Source organism: Kitasatospora phosalacinea (genome assembly GCF_000716545.1).
Classification (GTDB): Bacteria; Actinomycetota; Actinomycetes; order Streptomycetales; family Streptomycetaceae; genus Kitasatospora; species Kitasatospora phosalacinea.
On sequence record NZ_JNWZ01000066.1, the window covers coordinates 1 to 23,515 of the forward strand.

Annotated in this window: 18 protein-coding genes; 7 read left to right on the forward strand and 11 right to left on the reverse strand. The window is 72.4% G+C overall.

Annotated elements, in window-relative coordinates:
* The first annotated feature begins 546 nt into the window (after positions 1–546).
* Entirely contained in the window at positions 547–1,074 is a 528-nt protein-coding gene (locus tag OO48_RS41265; protein ID WP_425338588.1) for a hypothetical protein, read from the forward strand.
* 225 nt (positions 1,075–1,299) lie between these two features.
* Here the strand turns inward: OO48_RS41265 and OO48_RS27130 are convergent, their stop codons facing one another.
* The 3 genes from OO48_RS27130 to OO48_RS27140 form a co-directional block, all read right to left on the reverse strand.
* Entirely contained in the window at positions 1,300–1,857 is a 558-nt protein-coding gene (locus tag OO48_RS27130) for a hypothetical protein (RefSeq protein WP_033220910.1), read from the reverse strand.
* A 327-nt stretch (positions 1,858–2,184) separates the two neighbouring features.
* Positions 2,185–3,585, reverse strand: a complete 1,401-nt coding sequence (locus OO48_RS27135) for an APC family permease (RefSeq protein WP_033220912.1) — start codon at positions 3,583–3,585, stop codon at positions 2,185–2,187.
* Positions 3,582–4,460: a carbon-nitrogen hydrolase family protein gene (locus tag OO48_RS27140; RefSeq protein ID WP_033220914.1), complete on the reverse strand. Its 879-nt coding sequence runs from the start codon at positions 4,458–4,460 to the stop codon at positions 3,582–3,584. The genes OO48_RS27135 and OO48_RS27140 overlap by 4 nt, the downstream gene beginning before the upstream one ends.
* Before the next feature lie 193 nt (positions 4,461–4,653).
* Between OO48_RS27140 and OO48_RS27145 the strand changes: the two genes are divergently transcribed.
* Together OO48_RS27145 and OO48_RS27150 are read left to right on the forward strand one after the other, a co-directional pair.
* Positions 4,654–5,550 (forward strand): LysR family transcriptional regulator, encoded by an 897-nt coding sequence (locus OO48_RS27145; protein WP_033220916.1) that lies wholly within the window; start codon positions 4,654–4,656, stop codon positions 5,548–5,550.
* 217 nt (positions 5,551–5,767) lie between these two features.
* Positions 5,768–6,724: a hypothetical protein gene (locus OO48_RS27150; RefSeq protein WP_033220919.1), complete on the forward strand. Its 957-nt coding sequence runs from the start codon at positions 5,768–5,770 to the stop codon at positions 6,722–6,724.
* A 713-nt stretch (positions 6,725–7,437) separates the two neighbouring features.
* On the opposite strand, the gene OO48_RS27155 is transcribed toward OO48_RS27150, so the two are convergent.
* Genes OO48_RS27155 through OO48_RS27180 form a run of 6 tightly spaced genes read right to left on the reverse strand, consistent with a single transcriptional unit; the run spans position 7,438 to position 13,825 of the window.
* Positions 7,438–8,343, reverse strand: a complete 906-nt coding sequence (locus tag OO48_RS27155; protein WP_051732896.1) for a carbon-nitrogen hydrolase family protein — start codon at positions 8,341–8,343, stop codon at positions 7,438–7,440.
* On the reverse strand, positions 8,340–9,317 hold the full coding sequence (locus OO48_RS27160) for an ATP-binding cassette domain-containing protein (protein ID WP_051732898.1): 978 nt from the start codon (positions 9,315–9,317) through the stop codon (positions 8,340–8,342). The genes OO48_RS27155 and OO48_RS27160 overlap by 4 nt, the downstream gene beginning before the upstream one ends.
* Positions 9,314–10,297, reverse strand: a complete 984-nt coding sequence (locus OO48_RS27165; RefSeq protein WP_033220921.1) for an ABC transporter ATP-binding protein — start codon at positions 10,295–10,297, stop codon at positions 9,314–9,316. Before OO48_RS27165 ends, OO48_RS27160 begins: the two co-directional genes overlap by 4 nt.
* Positions 10,294–11,211 (reverse strand): ABC transporter permease, encoded by a 918-nt coding sequence (locus OO48_RS27170; RefSeq protein WP_081952420.1) that lies wholly within the window; start codon positions 11,209–11,211, stop codon positions 10,294–10,296. The genes OO48_RS27165 and OO48_RS27170 overlap by 4 nt, the downstream gene beginning before the upstream one ends.
* The gene (locus OO48_RS27175; RefSeq protein ID WP_033220923.1) at positions 11,208–12,224 is read right to left on the reverse strand and encodes an ABC transporter permease; all 1,017 of its coding nucleotides are present in this window, start codon (positions 12,222–12,224) and stop codon (positions 11,208–11,210) included. Before OO48_RS27175 ends, OO48_RS27170 begins: the two co-directional genes overlap by 4 nt.
* A gap of 2 nt (positions 12,225–12,226) precedes the next feature.
* Positions 12,227–13,825 carry an ABC transporter substrate-binding protein gene (locus tag OO48_RS27180; RefSeq protein ID WP_051732900.1) on the reverse strand — a complete coding sequence of 533 codons (1,599 nt, stop codon included), beginning with the start codon at positions 13,823–13,825 and terminating at the stop codon, positions 12,227–12,229.
* 742 nt (positions 13,826–14,567) lie between these two features.
* Between OO48_RS27180 and OO48_RS27185 the strand changes: the two genes are divergently transcribed.
* Positions 14,568–17,042: an Ig-like domain-containing protein gene (locus OO48_RS27185; RefSeq protein ID WP_051732902.1), complete on the forward strand. Its 2,475-nt coding sequence runs from the start codon at positions 14,568–14,570 to the stop codon at positions 17,040–17,042.
* Between the two features lie 255 nt (positions 17,043–17,297).
* Here the strand turns inward: OO48_RS27185 and OO48_RS27190 are convergent, their stop codons facing one another.
* Positions 17,298–17,882 carry a helix-turn-helix domain-containing protein gene (locus OO48_RS27190; protein ID WP_033220925.1) on the reverse strand — a complete coding sequence of 195 codons (585 nt, stop codon included), beginning with the start codon at positions 17,880–17,882 and terminating at the stop codon, positions 17,298–17,300.
* A 115-nt stretch (positions 17,883–17,997) separates the two neighbouring features.
* Here OO48_RS27190 and OO48_RS27195 point away from each other — a divergent pair, with 115 nt between their 5' ends.
* Both OO48_RS27195 and OO48_RS27200 read left to right on the forward strand, forming a co-directional pair.
* Positions 17,998–18,834: an EamA family transporter gene (locus tag OO48_RS27195; RefSeq protein WP_033220927.1), complete on the forward strand. Its 837-nt coding sequence runs from the start codon at positions 17,998–18,000 to the stop codon at positions 18,832–18,834.
* A 44-nt stretch (positions 18,835–18,878) separates the two neighbouring features.
* On the forward strand, positions 18,879–19,538 hold the full coding sequence (locus OO48_RS27200) for an FMN-binding negative transcriptional regulator (protein ID WP_033220929.1): 660 nt from the start codon (positions 18,879–18,881) through the stop codon (positions 19,536–19,538).
* 86 nt (positions 19,539–19,624) lie between these two features.
* Here OO48_RS27200 and OO48_RS27205 read toward each other — a convergent pair whose 3' ends face one another.
* A complete protein-coding gene (locus tag OO48_RS27205) occupies positions 19,625–20,494 on the reverse strand; it encodes a LacI family DNA-binding transcriptional regulator (protein ID WP_033220931.1) in 870 nt (289 codons plus the stop codon).
* A gap of 371 nt (positions 20,495–20,865) precedes the next feature.
* Between OO48_RS27205 and OO48_RS27210 the strand changes: the two genes are divergently transcribed.
* On the forward strand, positions 20,866–23,049 hold the full coding sequence (locus OO48_RS27210) for an alpha-galactosidase (RefSeq protein ID WP_033220932.1): 2,184 nt from the start codon (positions 20,866–20,868) through the stop codon (positions 23,047–23,049).
* Positions 23,050–23,515 lie beyond the last annotated feature (466 nt).

Genomic DNA, 23,515 nt, shown 5'->3' on the forward strand with positions numbered 1-23,515 from the left:
GGCCCGCGCAGCCAGGAGACGCTGCACTGCCCGCTGGTCCCCAGGGACTCGGTCGCCCCACCGCCCCGGCTCTGACCCCGGGACGGTGAAGCACCCACTATCGACTCGAAACGGTAAGGTTCGGCGCTCGTTGATCCGGGCGTGACGGATCTGGTGGGGGACACTCGGCGGCTGCCACCGAAGGCTCGAAAAACTCTGCGAATGCGGGCGGTGGCGGCGCTTCGGGCGGGCCGCGAGCGGCACGAGGTGGCCGAACTCCCGGGCGTGACCGTGGAGTCGGTCGACAGCTGGTGGGCTGCCCGGCAGGTCGGCGGGCGGGACGCTCTGGTCTCCAGGACCCGTGGCCGACGGGTGGGCGAGCACCGGGTGCTCGATCCGGACCGGCAGCAGTGCGTCCGGCAGGCGTGGACGACGCGTGGTCCCTGGCAAGTCCCCAAATCTCCCGCTCCGATCTCATCGCAGTGATTGATCTGGGCCCCTCTCTACGGCTCTCTCAACTTGCCGAGCAGGTGCTCCCACGACGGGACAGCCCCCGGCTGCACGGGGTTGTCCCGCTCCCTCGCCGAGCAGGGCACGGCGAAGGCCAAGGAGGCGGTCCGGATCGAGGCCGGCCTCGCCAAGTGCAGAGCCGCGCGCGAACGCGATGCCCAGCGGCGGCAGCGCGAGCAGGAACGTGCGGAGCGGGAACGGGAGCAGGCCGAACACGAGGCACTGGAGCAGCAGTTGGAGGAGGGGGCCGAGCGGCGCAGCCATGAGGTCGCGGCCGTGCTCGCGAGTCGGAGGCGGTGCTGCGCGACCGGCCTGACCTGCCGCAGATGGACCCGTTCGCATTCGAGCGCCTGGTGCGCGAGCTGTTCACCGCCATGGGCTACGAGACCTGGCGCACCCGGAACTCCCGCGACGACGGCCTCGACGCCGTCGCCGTGTTGGGAGACCGCCCACCGCAACGGCCAGCGCCTGGATCTGATCGACGGCCGCAACCTGAAGGCCCTGCTCCTCGAACACCTCGGCATCGACGCCCTGACCGGGCTCCCAAAGATCCCGCCCGGCCGGCAGCCGAGTGACGTTGACTGAGCGGATCGGGCGGGTTGCACGCACGGCCCGTTTCCTCCGGGACGGCGTCCGCAATCGCGCCCCGGCCGATTTCACGATCCGTGTCGGCACAACCGTCTGCCGGTGGTACTTCAAGGGAGGTCATCCGTACGGCATGCGACCGGGTATCCGTCCCGATGGATCTGGCGAAGCGGAGGCGGTCGTCGGCCCAGGCCCGTCGGCGGTGCCGCGGCTCGAGTCCGGTGCTCAGAGTGCTGCGGGTGCCTCGTGCGTACCGCCGTGCCCACCCGTCGCGGCCCCCACGACGATCATGTCGGCGGCGCGAGGGCCCCGATGGGGTCGGCCGGTCAGGGCGCGGCGGGCAGTGCCATCACTGGCAGCACCGGAACAGCCGGCTGCGGACAGGGATGGGGCCGCTGCTCGACGGCCGAGCCGGGAGGGGAGTTCGACGACGTGGCACCCGGCGGCATTCAGACGATCACGGATGGCAGCCGCCTGGGCGTCGTCAAGGGAGAAGACCCACTGGCCCGGCACGAACACGACCTGGAGCATCCCGCGCTCTGTGGCGGTGAGCAGGTTCTGCAGGGCGGGTTTGTCGGCCGCCCGGGAGGGCACTCCCGAGTCGATGAGCAGGTACGGCGCCGAGAAGCCGTGCCGCAGTGCGAGGCGGCGCAGCGCGTCGGCGAAGTTCCTCGTCTCCCACGGATCGGCCGGGTAGGAGCGCAGGTAGCAGGCGGCCTGCGGGTTCGGGGCGTGCACCGTGGCGGCGGGTGCCCCGTGCAGGGGTGAGGTTTCGGTCTCCATGGTGGGGTTGCCTTTCGAAGGAGCCGAGAGGGTTCGAGCGGGCGGCAAGGGCACTGCTCGGCGCCGGTCGAGGGCCGCCGTCGGCGACAGCGGCCATGCGGTCAGTGGGAGGGTGAAGCAGCGGGCCCTGCCGTACGGCGGTCGTCGGTCTGTTGCGCGTTCCAGGGACTGGGGAACCGGTTCGGTCCCGGTCTCTTGGCGAAGGGCCGACGGCGGTGGCGAGGCCGTTGCCTCTCACCCAGTCCCCGGATGCCTCCGGTCCGGCTGCGGCGTCGGGCGGGAACCGGGTGATGAGCGACGAACGGCCCTGGCGGTCGCCCGGTCGGATCAGCCCCGTCGTCCCGCTTGAGGAGAGGCGCTGCACGGCGGCTCTTCCGTGGCCGCGGTGTCGTCGTCGAAGGTCATCTCCGGTGCGGGCCGTCGGAAGCCCTTGGTCAGGACGGCCAGGTAGACGATGCCGATCGCCAGCCAGACGCCGCCGATCTGGAGTGCGACGTGACCGAGCTTCGTGAGCAGGTAGAGGGAGACGACGGCGCCGACGGCCGGCATCACCAGGTACGAGAAGAGGTTGGGGGTGCGGCCGTGTCGGCGCTCTCGGACCAGGTGGGCGATCACGCAGACGTTCACCAGGGCGAAGCCGAGGAAGGCGCCGAAGTTGATGAACGAGGTGGCTGTGGTCAGGTCGAGGTTGATGGCGATGACACCTGCGGCCGCGGTCAGCAGCAGGTTCAGGACGGGCGTGCCGGTCTTCCCCGACAGTCTGCCGAAGACGGCCCTGGGCAGCGCGCCGTCGCGTCCCATGACGTACATGAGACGGGCGGCGGAGGCTTGCAGGGCGATGCAGGAGGCGATGGATCCGGCGATGGTGACGAAGTTGATGGTCTCGGCGTACCGCTGGCCGCCGACCTGGACCTTCAGGTGGTAGGCGGCCGCGTCGACGTCGGCGAACTCGGCGCCGGGGTGGACCAGTTGCATCACGAAGGACAGCACGATGAAGATCGCTCCGGCGGCGATGACGCAGCCGATGATGCCGCGGCCGATCGTCCTCGCACCGCCCCTGGCCTCCTCGCCCAGGGTGGAGACGGCGTCGAAGCCGAGGAAGGAGTACGCGGCGATGGCGGCGGCGGCGGTGACCGCACCGATCGAGGTGCCGGAGTTCCACAGGGCGTCCGTGGCGGGGGCGGACGAGCCGTGCTTGCCGAGGAAGACGACGCACAGGGTGGCGAAGAGGACCAGCGACCCGAGGGCGATGAACATCAGGACCTTGTTGACGCGGTCCGCGAGCTTCATGCCGAAGACGTTGACGGCGGTGGTGACGCCCACCGAGACGATCAGCCAGGCCCATTTGGGCACTACGGGGAACTGGGCGTGGAAGTAGATCGCCGTGATCAGCCAGCCGACCATCGGGATGAAGAAGTAGTCGAGCAGCATCGCCCAGCCGGACAGGAAGCCGATGCGGCTGTCGAGCATCCTGCGGGCGTACGTGTAGACCGACCCCGCGCCGGGCACAGCGCGTGCCATCTTCGCGTAGCTCAGTCCGGTGAGCAGCATCGCGAGGGTGGCGACGGCGAACGCGGTCGGGGCCGCGCCCCCGCTGGTGGCGGCGACCACGCCGAAGATCGTGACGACGATGCCCGGGGAGATGTAGGCCAGGCCGAAGAGGACGACGGAGAGCAGGCTCAGGTCGCCCTTCAGTCTCGTGGTGTTCGCAGTCGTCGCGCTGTTCATCGCGGGGGCTCCTGGGTGGGGCTGGCGGGGCGCCAGGTGGCGGGGTCGATGCGGCCGCCGTAGAGCGGGAGTTCGAGGACCGGGTCGCCGGGGCGGAACTGGTCCCAGATGCGGTTGAGACCGGCGGTGCCGTAGCGGCGGACGTTGCCGACCTCGTCGAGGTCGATCACGTCGGTGAGGGTGGAGTCGCCGGCGTCGACGGTTTCGGCGCGCACCGTGCCCTGGGGGTCGATGACGAGGCTGCGGCCGGTCCCGGAGGGGGCGGCGGAGTTGACGCTGGCGACGAAGACCTGGTTCGCGATGGCGTTGGCGCGGTTGAGGACGACTTCCTGGGCGCGGTCGCTCGTCGGCGTGCGGACCACGTTGACGATCAGCTCCGCACCCATCCAGGCCAGGTGGCGGGAGATCTCCGGGAACCAGGTGTCGTAGCAGATGGACAGTCCGATGCGGCCGATGCCGGCGAGGTCGACGACCTCGAACCCGGTGCCGGGCGTGGTCGTCTCGTACGGGCGCCACGGGCAGATCTTGCGGTAAGCGGCGACGCGCTCGCCCTGCGGCGAGTAGACCGGTGTCGTGTTGTGGACGCGGTCGTCGGCGCCCCGTTCGTAGACGCTGCCGGGTACCAGCCAGATGCCCAGATCACCCGCGAGTTCGGCGAAGACCGCGTCGCGTTTGCCGTCGAGCGGCTCGGCTCCCTCCTCGGGGGCGGCCGGGACGCCGGGGGCGCTCTCACCGAGGTGCAGTTCGGGGTAGACGACGAGGGCGCCGGGTGCGTGCAGTTGCACGCGCCGCTCCACGTCGGCGGCGAAGCCCGCGAGGTCGTCGACCGGGCGGCCGGGCGCCTGGGCGAGGATCAGGGGCAGGGGGCGGGCCATGGGGGACACCAGCCAATCGAAGGACTGTTCTGCGAAGAGAAGTCGGCGGGGATTCGGGTGCCGGTAACCAAAAGTTCCGGTGAGACAAGAATGCGACCAGCGGCCCATAGCCTCAAATACTTGGTGGGGCTTACTATCATGCCTCCGAGGCATGGAGGTGCCTGCCTCCCCCGTCGTCCGAGGGACCACCGCCGTGGAAATCCGAGTACTGCGCTACTTCCTGACCATCGTGGAGACCGGCTCCGTCACCAAGGCAGCTGAAGTGGTCCACGTCGCCCAGCCCTCGCTGTCGCGCCAACTGCGCAGCCTGGAAGGGTCCTTGGGGATGACGCTGTTCGACCGCGGCGGCAAGCAGATGGTCCTGACCGCAGCCGGCCGGCGCTTCCTCCCCCTGGCCCGCGACCTGGTCGCCCGCGCGGACACCGCCGAGGCCGCGGTCGGTGCGCTGGCCGCCGGCCGTGCCATGCGGATCACCGTGGCGGCACCGCCCACCACCATCACCGACGTGATCGCACCGTTCCTCGCCACCTGGGGGCCGGAGGATCCGCTGGTCACCGTGCAGGCGGAGAGTCCGGCACACGCGTACCAGGCGCTGGCGAGGGGCGCCGACGTCGCCATCTCCTCCGCACCTCCGCGGCGCCGTTTCGCCGGGCTCCCGGTGGCCCGCCTGCCGCTGTGGGCCTACGTCCGTGCCGACCACGCCTGGGCGGGCCGGGACCGCGTCACCATCGGGGAACTGGCCGCGGAGCCCCTCATCGTCCTCACCCTGGCGCACGGCACCCGCCGCATCCTGGACCACGCCGTGCAGGATGCGGACGCCTCGTACGACATCGTGCTCGAATGCGACACCCCGCACGTCGCACAGGCCATGGCGGCTTCGGGCCACGGTGTCGCGGTGGTCTCCGACGATCCCCGCTTCGACCTGCACCCGTTGCTGATCCTCGACAGCACGGGCGAGCCGCTGCAGATCCACCTGCACGCGGCGTGGGACCCCGGCCACTACGCGCTGCGCAGCATCGAGGCGTTCGCGGCCGGGTTGGCGCGTTTCTGCGTCGAGCGGTACGGTCCCCAGGTCTCCGCCCGGCTCTGAACTGCGGCGACACCAGTGCCGGAGGCGTGCCTATCGGGCAGCGGACCGGCGGGCACCGGACGGTGGCCCGAGCGCGCCGCACCAGGTGGGGGCCCACGTTCGCCGTCGGGTCACGCGCGTCGCACCGTACCGGCCGGTGATCGCCGGATTCGGAAGCCATCGATAACGATCCAGGTGCGCACCTTGCGTCACGGCTCGTCTCCTCTAGCCTCCGTGCATGGCATTCCTCTCAAGCCGCCGCAGACGGGCACGTCTCGTTCTTGAGCTCGACGACGCTGCCCTCGGCCGGCTGCTGAAGTCCTTCCAGGCGACGGCGGGTGCGGGCGCGATCGCGACGACAGACCTGGTCATGGCCCAGACATCCCGTCTTCTGGACCGGAGCGGGGCCGACTGGGACCGCCGCACCCACCGGCTCTCCGTGCTGGCGCGCTGCCTGTCCGAATCGCACGGGCCCCGTGGCTGGGCCACTCGTGAGCCGCGCAACGCGAGCGCGCTCGTCCTCTCCGCATGGGCGCAGGTCGAACGCGGACGCTCCCGGGGGCAGCTGGAGGACGCGGCCGGCACTGCCGACACCTGTCTGCGGGCCGCCGAACTCGCGCCCGCGGACCCCGCTCCCTGGGTGGTCCTGCTGGGACTGTCCCGGCTGGAGCGCCGCGGTCAGCGGGAGGTGTTCGGCGTCTGGAACGAGGTCCTGGCCCGCGACCCCTGGAACCGTGAGGCGCACCTGAGCATGCTGCGCTACCTGGGGCCGGAGGAGGTGGGATCGCGCGTCCAGGTACTGGAGTTCGTCGACGCGGTCCGCGCCCGCACTCCCGCGAACGCGCCCTGCGCGGCCACCGAGCTCACCGCCCACGTTCTGCAGTACCAGTCCGTCCTCGCCCGGGGCGGAGTCGAGGCGCTGATGGCGCGCCACCGCTGGTCCCAGGCATCGGCCGCCCAGGCCCTCGACCGTGCGGCGCACACGTGGGCCCGGCCGGGGTTCCTCCCCCACGCCGCGGCCCTCGCCGACCTGAACCTACTGGCCTACGCCCTGGTGGCCGCAGAGCGGCGCGACGAGGCCCGTCCGGTCTTCGAGGCGATCAACGGTACGGTCGCGGCCTGGCCCTGGAGTGCCGGAGGCGACGCCGTGTCCGAGTTCGAGAAGGCGCGGGTCAGGAGCGGGATCGGCGTGTGAGTTCCGGGGCCCCACCCCTCGGCCAGGCGGGCGGACGGCTCGCGACATCGTGGTCCGGTGGAGTCGGCGAGTCTCCGTCGTCACCCGGTGGGCGACCACGGGGGCGGTGGTCGCGTTGGACAGGAAGCCCAACTCGCCGCTGTGGAAGCAATTCCGGCCACGATCGACCAGTACGAACGGCTGGGCGGCGGGCGCTTGCCGCACCCCGGGTCGGCCCTCGGCACCGTCGGCGCTGCGGGTTCGCCGCGGAGGTCAGCCGGCGGTACGGGAGCAGGGCGGGGTCCGGGGCACGACGAACGGGCCCGGCCGGGCGGCCCCCAGGTGGGGCGGCCGGCCCCGGCCGGGGTGCGCGGTGCGCAGCCGTCCTCCGTGCTTCAGTCCGTGTCGGCGATCCGAAGCGATCAGCGGGTAAGAAGTCGCGCTGCCGGCGGTCGCCGGGCACGCCGAAGGCCCGGCGCAGTGGCCGGGTGCTCCGGGGGCCTTCAATCGCGGGTGGTCGGTGGTGGTGGCATCGGCCGGGTCCGCGCCCAGGCGCGAGGCGGTGCGGCTGACCGCCTGTGCCTGCCGGCGCTGACGACGGGCTTGGGCCGTGATCGGGTGGGGTGCGCGCAGAAAGTGCCTTCCCGCCGGAACCGACTGCGGTCTTGGACAGACCTCGTCGTTGCGGCTCAGAAGGCACTTTCGGATGAAGAGCGCAGCGATCGCTGCTGCGGTCAGTGGGCTTCGGCGGGCTCGGTCGGGGCGAAGAGGGGCCCGAGGCCCTGCATGACGGCGCCGGTGTCGTAGCCGAGCAGGGCCGGGGGGAAGGGCGGGGCGGCGTCGCGCAGTTGCTTCCACAGGGCGTTGAGTCCCGCGGTGCCGTGCTCGCGGACGGTCGTGACCAGGTCGAGGTCGAGGAAGAGCGTGAGGAACTCCTCTCCGGTGCCGCCCTCGGCCATCACGCGGCCCTCGGGGTCGGTGACGACCGATCGGCCGGTCCCGAACAGCGCTCCGATGTTGGGGTTGACGACGTATACCTGGTTGGTGATCGCATTCGCGCGGGCCAGGACGAGCTCCTGCGCGCGGTCCGAGGTGCGGGTGTACGTGGGCTGGAGGATGACCTCCGCGCCCATCCAGGCCAGCGTCCTCATGATCTCCGGGACCCAGCCGTCGTAGCAGATGGCCAGACCGAACCGTCCGATGCCGGGCATGTCGAAGACCACGTGCTCGTCGCCGGGCACCGACCGTTCGTACGGCATCCAGGGGAACAGCTTGCGGTAGCGTGCGACGATCTCGCCCTGCGGCGAGACGGCCAGCGCGGTGTTGTGCAGGTGGTCGCCGTTGCGCTCGGCGATCGTGCCGGGGACGATCCACTTGCCGGTCTCGGCCGCCAGTGCGCACAGCCGCTCGGTGAGCGGCCCGGGGATCTCCTCGGCGACGCGCTCGATGTAGCCGGGCGGCGGCGGCGCGTCGAAGCTGCCCATCCCCGTCAGGTAGTACTCGGGGAAGACCAGCAGGTCCAGGGCCGGCACCGAGGCGGCCAGCGTGCGGACCTCGCGCTCGAACTTGGCGAGGGTGGCCCCGGGGTCGTTGGGCACCGGCGCCACCTGCGCGGCGGCGATCCCGACGATGCGACTCACTGGCTGCTCCCCGTGCTGCTCGGTGCGCTGGGTTCGGATGCGGGTGCGGTCGCCGCACTGGAGGCGGATGCGAGTGCGGGCGCTGGTCCGGCCGCCCGGTCGGCACGGGCGCCGCCACCGGGAGCAGGGGCCCCCGCCCCCGCCTCGGCGCCGCCCACCAGGGCGGCCCTTCCCCGGCCGGGCACGGCGGCGATCAGCGCCCGGGTGTAGTCCGCCGAGGGCGCGTGCAGCACCTGCTGCGCCGGCCCCTCCTCGACCAGTCGCCCGGCGTGCATGACGCCGATCCGATCGGCCAGGCGCCGTACGACGCCGAGGTCGTGGCTGATCAGCAGGTAGGCCAAGCCCTGGCGCTGCCGCAGGTCGGCGAGCAGGTTGAGCACCTGCGCCTGGACCGACACGTCCAGCGCCGACGTCGGTTCGTCCAGCACCAGCAGCACGGGGTCCATGGCGAGCGCCCGGGCGATCGCGACGCGCTGGCACTGGCCGCCGGACAGTTCGTGCGGCCGCCGTCCCAGGAACCGGTCGGCCAGGCCGACGGACGCCAGCAGCGCCGAGACGGCCTCGGCGCGGCCGGCCGCGGTCAGGTCGGGCTGCGCGAGCCGCAGCGGCTCGTCCACCAGCCGGGCCACGGTCATCCGCGGGTCGAGCGCGGCGAACGGGTTCTGGAAGACGATCTGCACCCGCCGTCGCAGCGCCCGCAGGTCGCGGCCCCTGGCCCGGTCGAGCCGGACGCCTTCCAGCGCGACCTCGCCGGCCACTGGTCTGAGCAGGCCGAGCACGGTGCGGGCGAGCGTCGTCTTCCCGCAGCCGGACTCGCCGACGACGGCGTACGACTCGCCGGGCGCGATGCGGAAGCCGACGCCGTCCACCGCGCGGTGCCGGCCGTACGTGACGACCAGGTCCTGTACGCGCAGGACGTCGGAGGCGCTGGAGACGTCGACGGTGTCGGGGATGTGGGGGGTGTCGGGGATCACGCCGCGACCTCCGGATCGGCGAAGTGGCAGAGGGCGCTGCGGCCGCCGGGCAGCGTGTGCGCCGCGGGCGGCGTACTGCGGCACAGGTCCTCGGCCTGCGGACATCGGTTGGCGAAGACGCAGCCGGTCACGGCCAGCACGTCGGCCGGGACCTCGCCGGGCAGCGAGGCCAGCGGCGCACCGTCGTCGTCCACGGTGGGCACCGCGGCCAGCAGCGCCTTGGTGTACGGGTGCGCGGGAGCGGTGAACACCTCCTCGACCGGCCCGGTCTCGACCACCTCGCCCGCGTACAGCACGGCGACGCGGTCGCACAGGTCGCGGGCCTCGCCGAGGTTGTGGGTGACGAACAGCACCCCGAAGCCGTGTGCGTGCTGGAGCCGCAGCAGCAGCCTCCTGACCTGCTGGGCGACGGTCACGTCGAGCGCGCTGGTGGACTCGTCCGCGATGATCAGCCGCGGCTCGCAGGACAGCGCCAGAGCGATCATCGCGCGTTGCAGCATGCCGCCGGACAGCTGGTGCGGGTAGCTGCCCAGTACCCGGTCGGTGTCGTGCAGTTCGACCTCGGCGAGCAGTTTCGCGGCGCGGGCCCCGGCCTGCTCGCGCGAGCCGCCGCGGTGGCGCCGGATGACGCGCTCGAACTGGGTGCGCAGGGGGCGGACCGGGTCGAAGGCGGTCGCCGGGTTCTGGAAGACCATGGCGATCTCGGCGCCGCGTACCGCGCGCAGTTGCGACGGCGGCGCACCGAGCAGTTCGCGGCCGTCCAGCCGGATGCTGCCGCGGGCCCGCGCGGCGGGCGGCAGCAGGCCGAGCACGGCGAGGCCCGTGAGGGTCTTGCCGCAGCCGGTCTCGCCGACGACGCCGAGCGTCTGCCCGGGTTCGACGGTGAGCGTGACGCCGCGCACCGGCCGGGTCGTGCCGCCGGAGCGGCCACCGGGCCGTGGGAACTCGATCGTCAGGTCTTCGACGGTCAGCAGCGTCATCGGGTCACCGCCCTGGGGTCGAGGATGTCGCGCAGCGCGTCGCCGAGGACGTTGAAGGCGAGCACCGCCAGGAAGATCGCCGTGCCGGGCAGCGCGGACAGCCACCACTGCGACAGCACGTAGCTGCGCCCGTCGGAGACCATCAGGCCCCAGTCCGGCGTGGGCGCCTGCGCGGCGAGGCCGAGGAAGGCCAACGACCCGGAGGCGAGGATGACCGTGCCGATGTCGATGCTCGCCTGGACGACGATCGGGGCGGCGGCGTTCGGCAGCAGGTGGCGGGCCAGGATGACGGGGTCGGACAGGCCCAGTGCCCTCGCGCCGTCGACGAACGGCCGGTCCCGCAGCCCGGCGGCGAGGCCGCGGGCGAGCCGGGTGTACCAGGGCCACCAGGCGATGGCGAGGGCGATCCCGGCGTGCATCAGGCTGGGCCCGAGCATCGCCGCGATCACCATGGCGAGCAGCAGCGGCGGGAACGCCAGGAACATGTCGGCGATCCGCATGACGACCTCGTCCAGCCGCCCGCCGCGGTAGCCGGCGAGCAGGCCGAGCGGGACGCCGACGGCGACCGCGAGGGCCACCGTCAGCAGCGGCGTCAGCAGCGCGGGCCGGGCGCCGATGATGATCCGCGACAGTACGTCGCGGCCGAGCGGGTCGGTGCCGAGCAGGTGGCCGCCGGTGCCGGGCGCGAGGTTGCGGTGCGCCACATCGGCGACGCCGCGGCCCTGGTCGGGGAAGGGGGCGAGCCAGGGGCCGAAGACGGCGAGGACGAGCAGCGCGCCGACCAGGACCACGCCGAGCAGTGCGAGCCGGTCGCGCAGCAGCGCGGTGACGATCCGGCGCAGGCGGGTGGGCGCGGGGGTGTCCGCGGTGCGGACGGCGTCGGCCGGGCCGGTGGTTGCGGCGAGGAGCGTCATGCGAGCCTCACCCTCGGGTCGAGCCGGGCCTGCACGATGTCCACGGCCAGGTTGACCAGGATGTAGGCGGCGGCCCCGAGGACCGTGACGCCCATGATCGCCGGGTAGTCGGCGTTGAGCAGCGCGGTCGAGGCGAACTGCCCGAGGCCGGGCCAGTTGAAGACCACTTCCACGAAGAACGCTCCGGTCAGCGAGTAGGCCAGGGTCAGGCCCGCGACGGTGACGACCGGCGGCAGCGCACCGCGCAGGGCGATCCGGCCGACCGTCATCCGCTCGCGCAGCCCGTAGGCGCGGGCGGCGCGGATGTGGTCGGCGGCCAGCACCTCGATCATCGAGGCGCGGGTCATCCGGGCGATGACGCCGATGGGGTACGCGGCCAGCGTCAGCGCGGGCAGCACCAGGTGGGTGAGGGTGTCGGTGAACCCGGCGGCGTTGCCGGTGAGCAGCGCGTCGAGCAGGTGGAAGCCGGTGATGTCCCGGATCGGGTCGGTGAACTCCAGGTCCGGGTCGTTGCGCCCGGTCAAGGCGAACAGGCCGAGCTGCCCGAACACGGTGACCTGGAGCAGCAGTCCGAGCCAGAAGGCCGGCATCGACACGCCGCCGATCGCCAGCATGCGGATGACGTGGTCGACCAGCCGTTGCTGGCGCACCGCGGCGATCACGCCGAGCGCGATGCCGAGCACGAGCGCGATGGTCATGGCGGCGGCCAGCAGTTCGAGAGTGGCCGGGAGCCGTCCGAAGAGCTCGGAGGCGACGGGCTGCTTGGTGCCGATCGAGATGCCCCAGTCGCCGCGGACCAGTCCGCCGAGGTAGTGCGCGTACTGCACCGGGAGTGACCGGTCCAGGCCCAGCTGGTGGTGGATCTGGGCGATCTGCTCGGGCCGGGCCTTCGGGCCGAGGTAGGCGAGGGCAGGGTCGGCGGGTACCACGCGGGCCAGCACGAAGGTGACGACGGTGGTCCCGAGCAGGACGGCCGCCGCCGCCGCGGCCCTGCGGAACAGGAAGCGCCCCATGCTCAGGCCCCTGCGCGGGTCAGGGCGTGGAAGTTGAAGTTGGAGGAGTAGTCCTGGTTGCAGGCCACGCCCTTCACGGTCTTCGGCACGACCAGCGGGTTCGTCACGTCGTAGAGGAAGAAGCCGGGCGCCTGGTCGTACAGGCGGTTCAGCGCCTGGCCGTACTCGCTCACGGCCTTGGCGTTGTCGGTCGCGGTGTGGGTCCCGGCGTCGTCGAGCAACTGGTCGTAGGTGCTGTCCTTCCAGTAGCTGAGGTTGAAGGACGGCTTGTCGCTGGAGTGGAACAGCGAGTAGAGGTTGTCCGAGCCGGCGTCGGAGTAGGTCGGCCAGTACAGCAGCAGGAAGATGTCCTGCGCGGACTTCGGGTCGGCCTTCGCGCGGTCCCACTGCTGGTTGAACAGCAGCGCCTGGACGTCGGCGGTGACGCCGATCTTGGCGAAGGCGTCCTTGATCAGCGGCGCGAAGCGGGCCTGGGCCTGGTTCTCCGCGGCGTAGGTCACGCTCAGCGTGAGGCCCCCGCCGTCGGGGTAGCCGGCCGCCGCGAGCAGCTCCTTGGCCTTGGCCAGGTCCTGGTGGTACTGCGGGGTGCTGTCCGAGTACGGGAAGATGCCCTGCGGGACGGGGCCGCGGGACTGGGTGCCGAAGCCGTGGGCGCCGACGGTGATGATGTCCTGGTACGGGATGGCGTACGACAGTGCCTGCCGGACCCGGACGTCGTCCAGGGGCTTGCGGGTGGTGTTGAAGAAGCCGACGTAGTCCGAGGCGGTCTTGCAGTTGGTGACGGTGAAGCGCTCGTCGTTCTTGAACTGGTCGATGTTCTCCAGCGGCAGGCTGGTGGCCAGGTCCGCCTGACCGCTGGTGAGCATCTGCTGCTGCACCACGGATTCCGGGGTGATGGTGTTGACGACGGTGGTGTAGGAGTCCTTCTTCCAGCCGTCCCAGTAGCTCGCGTAGTTCTTGAGCACGACGCGCTGGCCCGAGGTGTACTCCCCGACCGTGTAGGGGCCGGTGCCGCCGTCCTTGCCGGAGTCGAAGTACTTCGGGTCGGCCTCGGCGGCGGCCAGCGCCTTCGGGCTGACGATCCACGCCCCGTACATGCTGGAGGCGATCAGGTCCATCGGCGCGGCCTGGCCGAGCTTCATCACGACGGTGTGCTCGTCGGGCGTCTCGACGCTCTTCAGCGGCGCCCAGATGAAGCTCGCGCCGCCGTGGTCCGCGGCGGCCTCGACGGACGCCTTGACCGCGGCCGCGGTCAGCGGCTCGCCGTCGTGGAAGGTGACGCCGGTGCGCAGGTGGAAGGTCCAGGTCAGCTTGTCGGGGCTCGCCTCCCACGAGGTGGCGAGCGCCGGCCGGTAGGGCTGGTCGGAGCCGGCGGGGTTCTTCCACAGCAGCGGCTCGTAGACGTTGGCGAGGTAGAAGACCTCGGTGGAGAACGACTTCACCGGGTCCCAGGTGGTGACGTCGGCGGTGGTCGCGACCTTCAGGACGGCCGCCGAGGCGGACTTCGATCCTGCGGAGCTGCTGCAGGCCGAGGCGGACAGGGCCAGGGTCAGGGTCAGGGTCAGGGCGCAGGTCGAGGCTCTGGCACGGCGCAGGGACAAATCGGGCTCCTCGAAATCCAGCCGCTTGCGGCCGGTGCCGCCGCGCTGCTGTGGGGGTTGCGCTGAATCCTGCTGGCCACTCACCATGTCGTCCAATGCCTGTTCGTGCTGCGTTCCATGCCTTTGAGGCATCGCCGGGATCAGGCACCGGACATGGCTCTGGACGCTGTTCGTCGGCCCAGCCGTCGCGAGGTCCGCAGATGAGGTCGGGCCGGGGATGCGGGCCGCCCACCGGCCGATCGTCGTGGAGCCGCGGTCGTGGACGGCGTTGACGTAGCGCTGCTGCCTGACCTGCACCTATGCCTCCAAGGCAGGCTCCGGTGCACACTTTTGGCATTGGACGGCACGGTGAGCGGCCAGCAAAATACCCGCAACCCCCACAGCAGCGCCGCGGCCCCCGCCGACGAGCGGCCTGCACACCCTCCTGGAGCCCTCCATGTCCCCGTGCTCCGCTCCGCCCCGCCCCGCGACGTTTCCCAGCCCTTCGGATTGACCCCGTTGGCTGCTGCCTCGGTCCGCACCGGGCGAAAGCGCCAGCGCGACGTAGCACGCCCGTCCCCGCCCCACCCTTCCAGGCCGTCCGGGCGGCGACGTCGTGCGCGGCCTCGGCCCGCCCGGGCGGCCCAACGGAACGACCGAGGCGTGCAAGAGCGACGAGGCCGCCACCCCACCATCACCACTCCGCACCCGGGTGCCCCCTCTGTTCGCACCCGACTCCACAGCCCCCACCCAAGGAGGAACCATGCACCGAAGATCAGCCGACCGCAGCCGCTGGCGCCGCTCGCTCCTGCTGCTCGGCGCGGGAGCGCTGGCGGCCACCGGCCTGATCGCCCCGCTGCCCGCGGCAGCGGCCACCGCCAACCCGGTACCCGGTGACCCGCTGACCGGGAACGGCGCCGTCACACGCACCCTGCTGCCCTACAGTCAGCTGACGACCCCCCGGAGCCCCGGTGCCCCGGTCGACGACGCCGCCTTCGCCCTGCCGTCCGCTGCCGCGCCGCCGCGGTTCACCTTCGAGGGAACCCTCACCCTCACCAACCCCGCCGGCAGCGGGGGGTTCAAGAGCATCAAGAGCTGTACCGGCTGCGGCAAGCACCTGCCGCCGATCAGCGTCGACCTCGTGCAGAACGGCAGCTACCTGATCCCGGCGGTCCAGGGCCTGACGGTCACCGGCGACACGCAGTCGGGCTCGACGTACAACCTCATCGTGGGGCCGGGACGCGCGTGGTCGGAGAACGGTGACACGGGCGCGGCCGGGACGTTCTCCCGGGCGTCCCTGCCGTTCGCGCTCGTCGACCGCAACCAGAACTGCGCCCACAACGGCGAGCTCAGCTTCCTGTACAACGCGACCTCGGTCTCGAACGTCGCCTACCAGGTGACGGCCGAGACGTGCGCGCTGCAGCAGTTCGACATGTGGGGCCAGCTCGCCGCGACCTACACCGCGCACACGGTGGCCAACGACGTCGCGCTGGAGAACGCCCAGGCGGCGGAGGTCGGAAACCGCATGCCGACCAAGCCGCTGTCCGCCCTCGCCACCGACTATCCGGCGGCGGGGCTCGACCTCGCCACCTTCGGCAGCGGCATCACGCCATCGGCGATGACGGCCTACGGAGTGGTCTACAACGGCGTGAACTACGTGGCGGACGGCGCGGCCGCGAACAAGGGCTGCCAGACCCGCTACGGCACCTACGCCTTCTGCAAGGACATGCGCCTGCCGTCCTACTCCACGGCCAAGTCGGCGTTCGCCGGACTGTCGATGGCCAGACTGGTGCAGGACTTCGGATCCGGTGTCCCGAACCTGAACCTCAAGGGCTACGTCCCCGAGATGGCGTCCAGCGGCAACTGGAACTCCGCGCCGGTCACGTTCGACAACGCCGCCGACATGGCCACCGGGAACTTCAACTCGGAGCTCTACGAGAGCGACGAGAACGGCGCCAACACGACCAACTTCCTCAGTGCCGAGCCCTACGGGAGCGCGACGACCGGGAAGATGGGCTACGCACTGGGTTACGCCCACCACACGGGCGAACAGGGCTACACCTGGGCCTACCACAGCGTCGACCACTTCCTGCTGGCCCAGGCCGAGACCGGGTACCTGCAGTCGCAGCGCGGACCGAGCGCCGACCTCTTCAACCTCATGCGCGACGAGGTCTACACGCCTCTCCACCTCACCGCCGGCACCCTGACCACCGAGCGCACCGACAACGCCTCCGCAGCCGGAGCCTCCCCGACGACCGGCCGCCCGTTCGGCTCCCACGGACTCTTCTGGACGATCGACGACATCGCCAAGCTCGCGACCCTGTTCCAGAACAACGGTGCTGTCGGCGGGACCCAGCTCGTGGACCGCGGACAGCTGCTCGCCGCCATGCAGCGCAGCAGCACCGACACCGGCGTCGCCGCCGTCAGCGCGGACCAGAGCGGTCACGGTGACGGGACGGCCGCGTCCGGCGGCTACCGCTACAGCAACGGCCTGTGGGCTTACCCCACGACCGGCCAGGTTCCCGGCTGCGGACTGCGCGTGCCGTTCATGTCGGGGTACGGAGGCATCACGATCGCGATGATGCCCAACGGCGCGACCTACTACTACGTCAGCGACAACAACGAGTTCGGCTGGTCCGCGACCATCGCCGAGCTCGACAAGCTCTCCCCGATGTGCGCGCCGACCACCACCACCGTCACCGCCTCACCCGCCACCGTCACCGTCACCGCGGGACAGCCGGTGACGCTGACCGCGAACGTCGGCGCGGCCACCCGGTCGTGGGCCGCGACGGGAACCGTCCGGTTCCGGGACAACGGCGTCGACCTCGGGACCCCGGTGGCGCTCGGCTCCACCGGCACCGCCTCCTACACGACCACCTCCCTGGGCTCGGGCCCGCATTCCATCACCGCCGTCTACACCCCGGACCTGTCCAACGACACCGGCACCGCCTCGTCCCCGTTCCGGACCACACTGACCAGCTCCTGCTCCAGCACCGCCACCACCTGCAAGGTGGTCGGCACCGCCGGTCTCAAGGTCGGCGACACGATCGGGATGGGCAGCGCCACGGCCACCGACGACACCCACGTGATCACCGCTCTCACCCCCACGTCGATCACCTGGGTCGGCGCCTACCAGCAGGCCAGCCACAGCAGCGGCCAGCCCGTCTGGCTGCAGAACACCGCCGGCGGCGGCTTCGCCGGCAGCACCAGTCCCGGCGTGCGGGTGACCGTGTCCTGACCCGGGAAGCGCACCTCGCCCCCGGCTGCTGAGGCGTGGTCCCCGGTCGCCACGACCGGGGACCACCTCGGCGCACGCCGACGCTGTTCCGGTGCGGCCTCGGTCGGCCCGGGCGAACGAGGGTGGTTCGCCGGCTTGGCTCCAACAGTCCAGTGGCCGCGCTGGTGGGTCCTGCCCCGACAGACCACCGCCGCTCGGCAATCGTGGGTCCCGGACGGGCTCGTGCGCCGGGCTCGCGCCCTCCCCGCGGCCGGGTCAGAGTGCGGCTGCCGGCCCCGGCGGCAGGTGGACGGTCATGACCAGTCGACAGGGTTCGGCGCCGGTGCCCCGGTAGGTGTGCGGGGCGTCGGCGTCGAAGGTGGCGGTCTGACCGGCTTCGATCGGGTGCTCCGTGCCGTCGAGGAGCAGGACCATGCTGCCGGCGGTGACGCTGATCGTCTCGACCACTCCGGCCTGGTGGGGGTGGCTGGGGTAGTCCTCGCCCGGCTGCAGCTGCCAGCGCCAGACCTCGACCGGGCAGGGGCCCGCGGTGGTGAGCATCAGTCTGGCCTCGCTGCCCAGCCTCCCGGTCCACAGGGGCGCCACGTCGTCGGCGGACACGACACGGACCCGCCCTTCGGACGGCCCCTGCATCAGGGCGGAGACCGAGATGCCGAGGGTGTCGGCGAGGCGGACCAGGGTGGCCAGGTTCGGGTTCCCCTGGGCCTTCTCCAGTCCGACCAGGGCACCCTTGCTCACCTGGGCGCGCCGCCCGAGCTCCTCCAGGGACAGGCCGGCCCGTGTGCGGGCCGCACGTACGTTCTGGGCCACCGTGCGCAGCGCCGCGTCCGCCTCGGTCATCCGGCCATCGTCCCTTCGAGGTCATTCGATCGAACCCGGCGGTCATTCCATTGGTCGAATCCGGTCGATCCGTTGTACCGTGGGGTCGTTCCAATGATAGCGAAGGACCCGTCCCGTGATTGCTCTGCTGCTCGCCCTCGGCAGCTCCCTCGCCTACGGGTGCGCCGACTTCCTCGGCGGCCTGGGCGCCCGCAAGGCCCACGTGCTGCGCACCGTCATGATCGCGGCACCGGCCAGCCTCGCCGTGGAACTGCTGCTGTGGCCGGTGCTGGGAGCCTCCTTCAGCCCGGGGGCCGTCGGGTGGGGCGCCGCGTCGGGAGTCGCCTCGGCCGCCGCGTTCGCGCTGCTCTACCGCACCCTGGCGATCGGGCCGATGAACGTGCTCTCGCCGGTGACGGCGCTGGTCTCCGCCGCGCTGCCGGTCGCGGTCGGGCTGCTGCAGGGCGAACACCTGGGCGTGGCGGGCCTGCTGGGCCTGCCGCTGGCCCTGGCCGCCGTCGTCCTCGTCAGCGCCGGGTCCGGCAGCGGTACCGCCCGCCCTTCCCGCACCGCGCTGCTGCTGGCGTTCGGCGCGGGCGCGGCCATCGCCCTGCAACTGGTCTTCCTGCACCAGGCCCCCTCCGATAGCGGGGTGGCCCCGCTGATCACGGGCCGGGCCGTCTCGTCCGCGGTGGTCCTGGCGGCCGCCGCACTGCTGCGCCGGAGCCTGGGGCCCGAGCGACCGGCCTACGCGGTCTCGGCCGTCGCGGGCGTGCTGGACTCGGTGGCGAACCTGCTCTTCCTGCTCGCGGCCCGCAGCGGGGACCTCACCGTCGTCGCCGTGATCACCGCGCTCTACCCGGCCGGTACGGTCCTGCTCGCCCGCGCGGTGCTCGGCGAACGCGTCCACCGCGGCCAGCTCGCCGGGCTCGGCGTGGCGGCCGCCGCCGTGAGCCTCCTCGCCCTGGCCTGACCGCCCGCACCCCGACCCGCGTGAACCCACCGAAGGAGGACAGCGTGTTCGTGCACCCCTGGGACGCGGCCCTGGACGAGGCCGAGTGGCGGGCCTGGATCGCCGACGGTCACGACTTCGGCCAGCTGTGCGTCAACGGCTCCCCCGGCCACCCGCCCACCGTCGTCCCCACCCACTTCGCCGTGGACGGCGACCACCTGCTGGTCCACCTCGCCCGCCCCAACCCGGCCTGCGAAGCGATCGAACGGGACCCGCACGTCGTCCTCGCCGTCGTCGGCGACCACGCTTTCGTCCCCGGACCGTGGCGCGCCGGGCCGGACACCCCGCCCCGCGACGGCGTCCCCACCAGCTACTACGCGGCCGTCCAGTTCACCTGCCGCGCCCGCCTCGTCGACGACCCCGAGGGCAAGGCCGAACTGCTGCGCCGCCAGCTCGACCACTTCCAGCCCGACGGCGACCACGCCCCCGTGGCCGTGGGCCTGCCCCCGTACGGCCGCATGCTGTCCGGCATCCGCGGCCTGCGCCTCGAAGTCGTCGACGTCCGGGCGAAGTTCAAGTACGACGACGAAGAACCGGTCGCCCTCCGCAGCGCCGCGGCCGGTCGTCTGACGGCCCGCGGCCAGGGCCTCGACCTGGCCGCCGCCGACCAGCAACTGCGCCGGCTGGACCGCATCGGCACCTGGCGGCCCCGACCCGCTCCCTGAACCCGAGGGGACGGAAGCCCTTGCCCGCGACCGCCTTCCGCCTCGTCCCTGCGCCGACGGATCGGGGCGGCCGCCGCCGGGTGATGTCACTGCTCGGACGGCGCCGGCCCCGTGGTGCCGCGCTGCACGAAGTGCGCCGTGGGCGACCAGCGTTCGGGGACGGAACGCCCCGCGATCCGTTCCAGGGCCGCTTCGGCGACCATCGCGCCGAAGCGGTGCACGTCGACGGTCATGGTGGTCAGCGGCGGGGCGGTCAGCCGGCACAGCGTGGAGTCGTCCCAGGCGATCAGGGACAGGTCGGCGGGGGCCTCCAGGCCGAGGTCCTTGGCCGCGGCCAGGCCCGCGACCGCCATCACGTCGTTGTCGTAGAGGACGGCCGTGGGGCGGGGGGTGCGGGCGAGCAGTTCGGTGGTCAGCCGCGCACCGGACTCGGCCGTGTAGTCGCCCTCGACGGTCACGGACTCGATGCCCGCCTCCCGGCACGCCTCCTGCTGGGCGAGGGAGCGGGCCTGGGTGTGCAGCAGGGACAGCGGGCCCGAGACCCGGGCGATGCAGCGGTGGCCCAGCTCGGCGAGCCGGGCGACGGCCTCGCGCACCGGGCCGCCGTCGTCGGTGCGGACGGCCGGCCGGGAGAGGTCCTCCGGCCAGGTGCCGACCAGGATCGCCGGCAGCCCCAACTCGTCCAGGGCGGCGGGGCGTTGGTCGCCCTCGGTGAGGTTGACCACGGCCACGGCGTCGACCAGGTCGCCCTTGGCCCACCGCTGGTAGGCGGCCATCTCCTCGTCCCGGGTGGGGACCACGTGCAGGAGCACCGACATGTCGTGCGTCACCAGGCGCGCCTCCATGCCGGCGATGAACTCCATGAAGAACGGCTCCGTGCCGAACAGCCGGGTCGAGCGCGCGAGGACCAGTCCCAGGGCGCCCGGCTGCGTGCGGTCGCGGTGGGCGAAGGTCATCCCGTCTCCAGGGTCGTGAGGTGGGCGCGGTGCACGGGCAGGGGCGGGAGGGCGGCCCGGGCGGAGGAGCGGACGGGCTCCCCTCGGCCGCGGCCGGTGCGGGTCCTCGTCCGGGGCCAGACTTTAGCACCGGGGGCGCCGCCCTCCCGGCACGATCGGCGCTCGGCCGCGGCGGCGCCGACCGGCGGCGCGTGGAACCGTGGACCGCCGACCGGGCTTCTTCGTACCATCCCACTCCCCTTGGTTCAGAGCCCGTCATCACCGGCCCTGGCGTCTTTCCTGCAGGGCGGATAGGCTTTCGATCATTCTTACGTTGATGAATTAAGTAAGTCAACGACGCGACCGACCCACTCCTGTCAGGAGGCGCCGCTGTGCCGGCCGATTCGTTCATCTCCCTGCCCGCCGTGGTCCACCTGCGTGCCGCGGGCACCGCCCTGGTCCTCGACACCTCCGGAACCCGCCTGCCCCGCGTCCTGCACTGGGGGGCCGACCTGGGCGAGCTGTCGGCGGAGCACCTGCGCGCGCTGCGGCTCGCCTCGCTCCGGCAGCCGATCGGCTTCTCCATCGACGACCGCGTCGAGGTGTCCGTCCTGCCGGAGCAGTCGGCCGGCTGGCTGGGCACCCCCGGCCTGGTGGGCAACCGCGGCGGGGCGGCCTTCTCGTCCGCCTTCCAGGTCACCGGCACCGACCTGGTCTTCGACGAGGGCGCCGAGGGCGACCGCCCGGGCACCCTGGTCGTGCAGGCCCACGACCAGGCGGCCGCGCTCGACCTGGCGCTGACCGTCCAGCTCTCCCCCGAGGGCCTGGTGCGCCAGCGCGCCACCCTGACCAACCGGGCGGGCACCCCGTTCTCCGTCGACGCGGTGAACCTGACCCTGCCCGTGCCGCCGGCCGCCGTCGAACTGCTCGACTTCACCGGCCACCACCTGCGCGAACGCAGCCCCCAGCGCACCGCCTTCACCCAGGGCCTGCGGGTCCGGGAGAACCGCACCGGCCGCACCGGCTACGACGCGGCCTACCTCCTCGCGGCGGGCACCCGGGGCTTCGGCAACCGCGGCGGCGACGTGTGGGCGGTGCACACCGCCTGGTCCGGCAACCACCGCACCTTCGCCGAGCGCACCTTCCACTCCGTCTCGCTGCTGGGCTCCGGGGAGCTGCTGCTGTCCGGCGAGGTGATCCTCGGCCCGGACGAGAGCTACTCCACGCCCTGGCAGTACGGCTCGTTCGGGCGCGGTCTGGACGAGGTCTCCGCGCGCTTCCACCGCCACCTGCGCGCCCGGCCGCACCACCCCTCCTCGCCCCGGCCGGTGGTCGTCAACACCTGGGAGGCGGTCTACTTCGACCAGGACCTGGAGCGGCTCAAGCAGCTCGCGGACCGGGCGGCCGAGGTCGGCGCGGAACGGTTCGTCCTCGACGACGGCTGGTTCGGCGACCGCCGCGACGCCCGGCGGGCGCTCGGCGACTGGTACGTCTCGGACGAGGTGTGGCCGGACGGGCTGGGTCCGCTGACCGACCACGTCACCGGCCTCGGCATGCAGTTCGGGCTGTGGGTCGAGCCGGAGATGATCAACGAGGACTCCGACCTCGCCCGCGCCCACCCCGACTGGATCATGGCCACCGGGGGCCGCCTGCCGGGCGCCTCCCGCCACCAGCAGGTCCTCGACCTGGCCAGGCCGGAGGCGTTCGCCCACATCCTGGAGCGGCTGAGCGACCTGCTCTCCAGCTACCCGATCTCCTACCTGAAGTGGGACCACAACCGCGACCTCGTCGACGCCGGCCACCAGCCCGGGGGGCAGGCCGGGGTGCACGACCAGACCGTGGCCGTCTACCGGCTGCTGGACGAGCTGCGCGCCCGCCACCCCGGAGTGGAGATCGAGTCCTGCTCCTCCGGCGGCGGCCGGGTGGACCTCGGCATCCTGGAGCGGACGGACCGGGTGTGGGTGTCCGACTGCATCGACGCGCTGGAGCGGCAGCGGATCCAGCGCTGGACCAACGCGCTCGTCCCGCTGGAGCTGATGGGCACGCACGTCGGCTCGCCCGTCTCCCACACCACCGGCCGCGGCCACCCGCTGGACTTCCGCGGCGGCACGGCCCTGTTCGGCCACTTCGGGATCGAGTGGGACCTCACCGCCGCGCAGCCACAGGAGCTGGAGCGGCTGGGGCAGTGGGTGGCCCTCTACAAGGAGCTGCGGCCGCTGCTGCACTCGGGGACGTCCGTCCACGGCGACCACCCCGACCCGGCCTACCAGGTGCACGGCGTCGTCGCCCGGGACCGCTCGGAGGCGATCTACGCGCTGGTGGCGACCGGCACGTCCGAGTCCTACCCGACCGGTTCGGTGCAGCTGCCCGGGCTGGACCCGCGCGCCGTCTACCGGGTGCGCCCGCAGGCCCCCGGCGACGTGCCGGACGGCAACGCCCACCACTGGGGCCTGTTCCTGCCCTGGTGGACGCCGGAGGGCGTGGAGCTCCCGGGCGCCGCGCTCGCCGAGGCGGGCCTGCAGGCCCCGGCGCTCCACCCCGAGCGGCTGATCCTGCTGCGGGTCACCCGCGTCTGACGCCCGCGCCGCCCGCCCGGCCCGACGCCCGACGCCCCGCCCCCGGTCCGCGCACCGGAGGGCGGGGCGTTCCCGCGGGCCGTGCCGACCGCTCGCCCGCGTACGAGTCAGCGTGCACCACCTCGTACGGGTGACCGTGCGCGAAGTTGATGCGGTGACCGGCTGCTGTTCGCGAGCCCGCTGCGGTCGGTTCGGGTTGTTTGCAGTGGAGGTCAAGCCCGGGAAAAGTGCGGGGATTGTGGGGGATTCCCCGGAGGGCCGATCAGCTGATCGAAGGGGAATGTCGACTGACTACCCTTCGGTGGTCACCGTTTCGGTGATCATTCGCATGTGTCTGCCACGGGGGGTTACCCGCTCATGTCCGCACCGCCGCCCTACCCGAACCAGCCGTACGGGCAGCCGCCGGCCCCGCAGCCGTACGGCGCTCAGCCCTACGGCGGTCAGCCCTACGGCGGTCAGCCCACCT

What these genes read in the sequence shown, in the direction of transcription:
- OO48_RS27170 (WP_081952420.1), bottom strand. Translation starts at nt 11,211, where the DNA reads ATGACGCTCCTCGCCGCAACCACCGGCCCGGCCGACGCCGTCCGCACC.
- OO48_RS27205 (WP_033220931.1), bottom strand. Translation starts at nt 20,494, where the DNA reads ATGACCTTCGCCCACCGCGACCGCACGCAGCCGGGCGCCCTGGGACTG.
- OO48_RS27190 (WP_033220925.1), bottom strand. Translation starts at nt 17,882, where the DNA reads ATGACCGAGGCGGACGCGGCGCTGCGCACGGTGGCCCAGAACGTACGT.
- OO48_RS27150 (WP_033220919.1), top strand. Translation starts at nt 5,768, where the DNA reads ATGGCATTCCTCTCAAGCCGCCGCAGACGGGCACGTCTCGTTCTTGAG.
- OO48_RS27165 (WP_033220921.1), bottom strand. Translation starts at nt 10,297, where the DNA reads ATGACGCTGCTGACCGTCGAAGACCTGACGATCGAGTTCCCACGGCCC.
- OO48_RS27135 (WP_033220912.1), bottom strand. Translation starts at nt 3,585, where the DNA reads ATGAACAGCGCGACGACTGCGAACACCACGAGACTGAAGGGCGACCTG.
- OO48_RS27130 (WP_033220910.1), bottom strand. Translation starts at nt 1,857, where the DNA reads ATGGAGACCGAAACCTCACCCCTGCACGGGGCACCCGCCGCCACGGTG.
- OO48_RS27175 (WP_033220923.1), bottom strand. Translation starts at nt 12,224, where the DNA reads ATGGGGCGCTTCCTGTTCCGCAGGGCCGCGGCGGCGGCGGCCGTCCTG.
- OO48_RS27140 (WP_033220914.1), bottom strand. Translation starts at nt 4,460, where the DNA reads ATGGCCCGCCCCCTGCCCCTGATCCTCGCCCAGGCGCCCGGCCGCCCG.
- OO48_RS27185 (WP_051732902.1), top strand. Translation starts at nt 14,568, where the DNA reads ATGCACCGAAGATCAGCCGACCGCAGCCGCTGGCGCCGCTCGCTCCTG.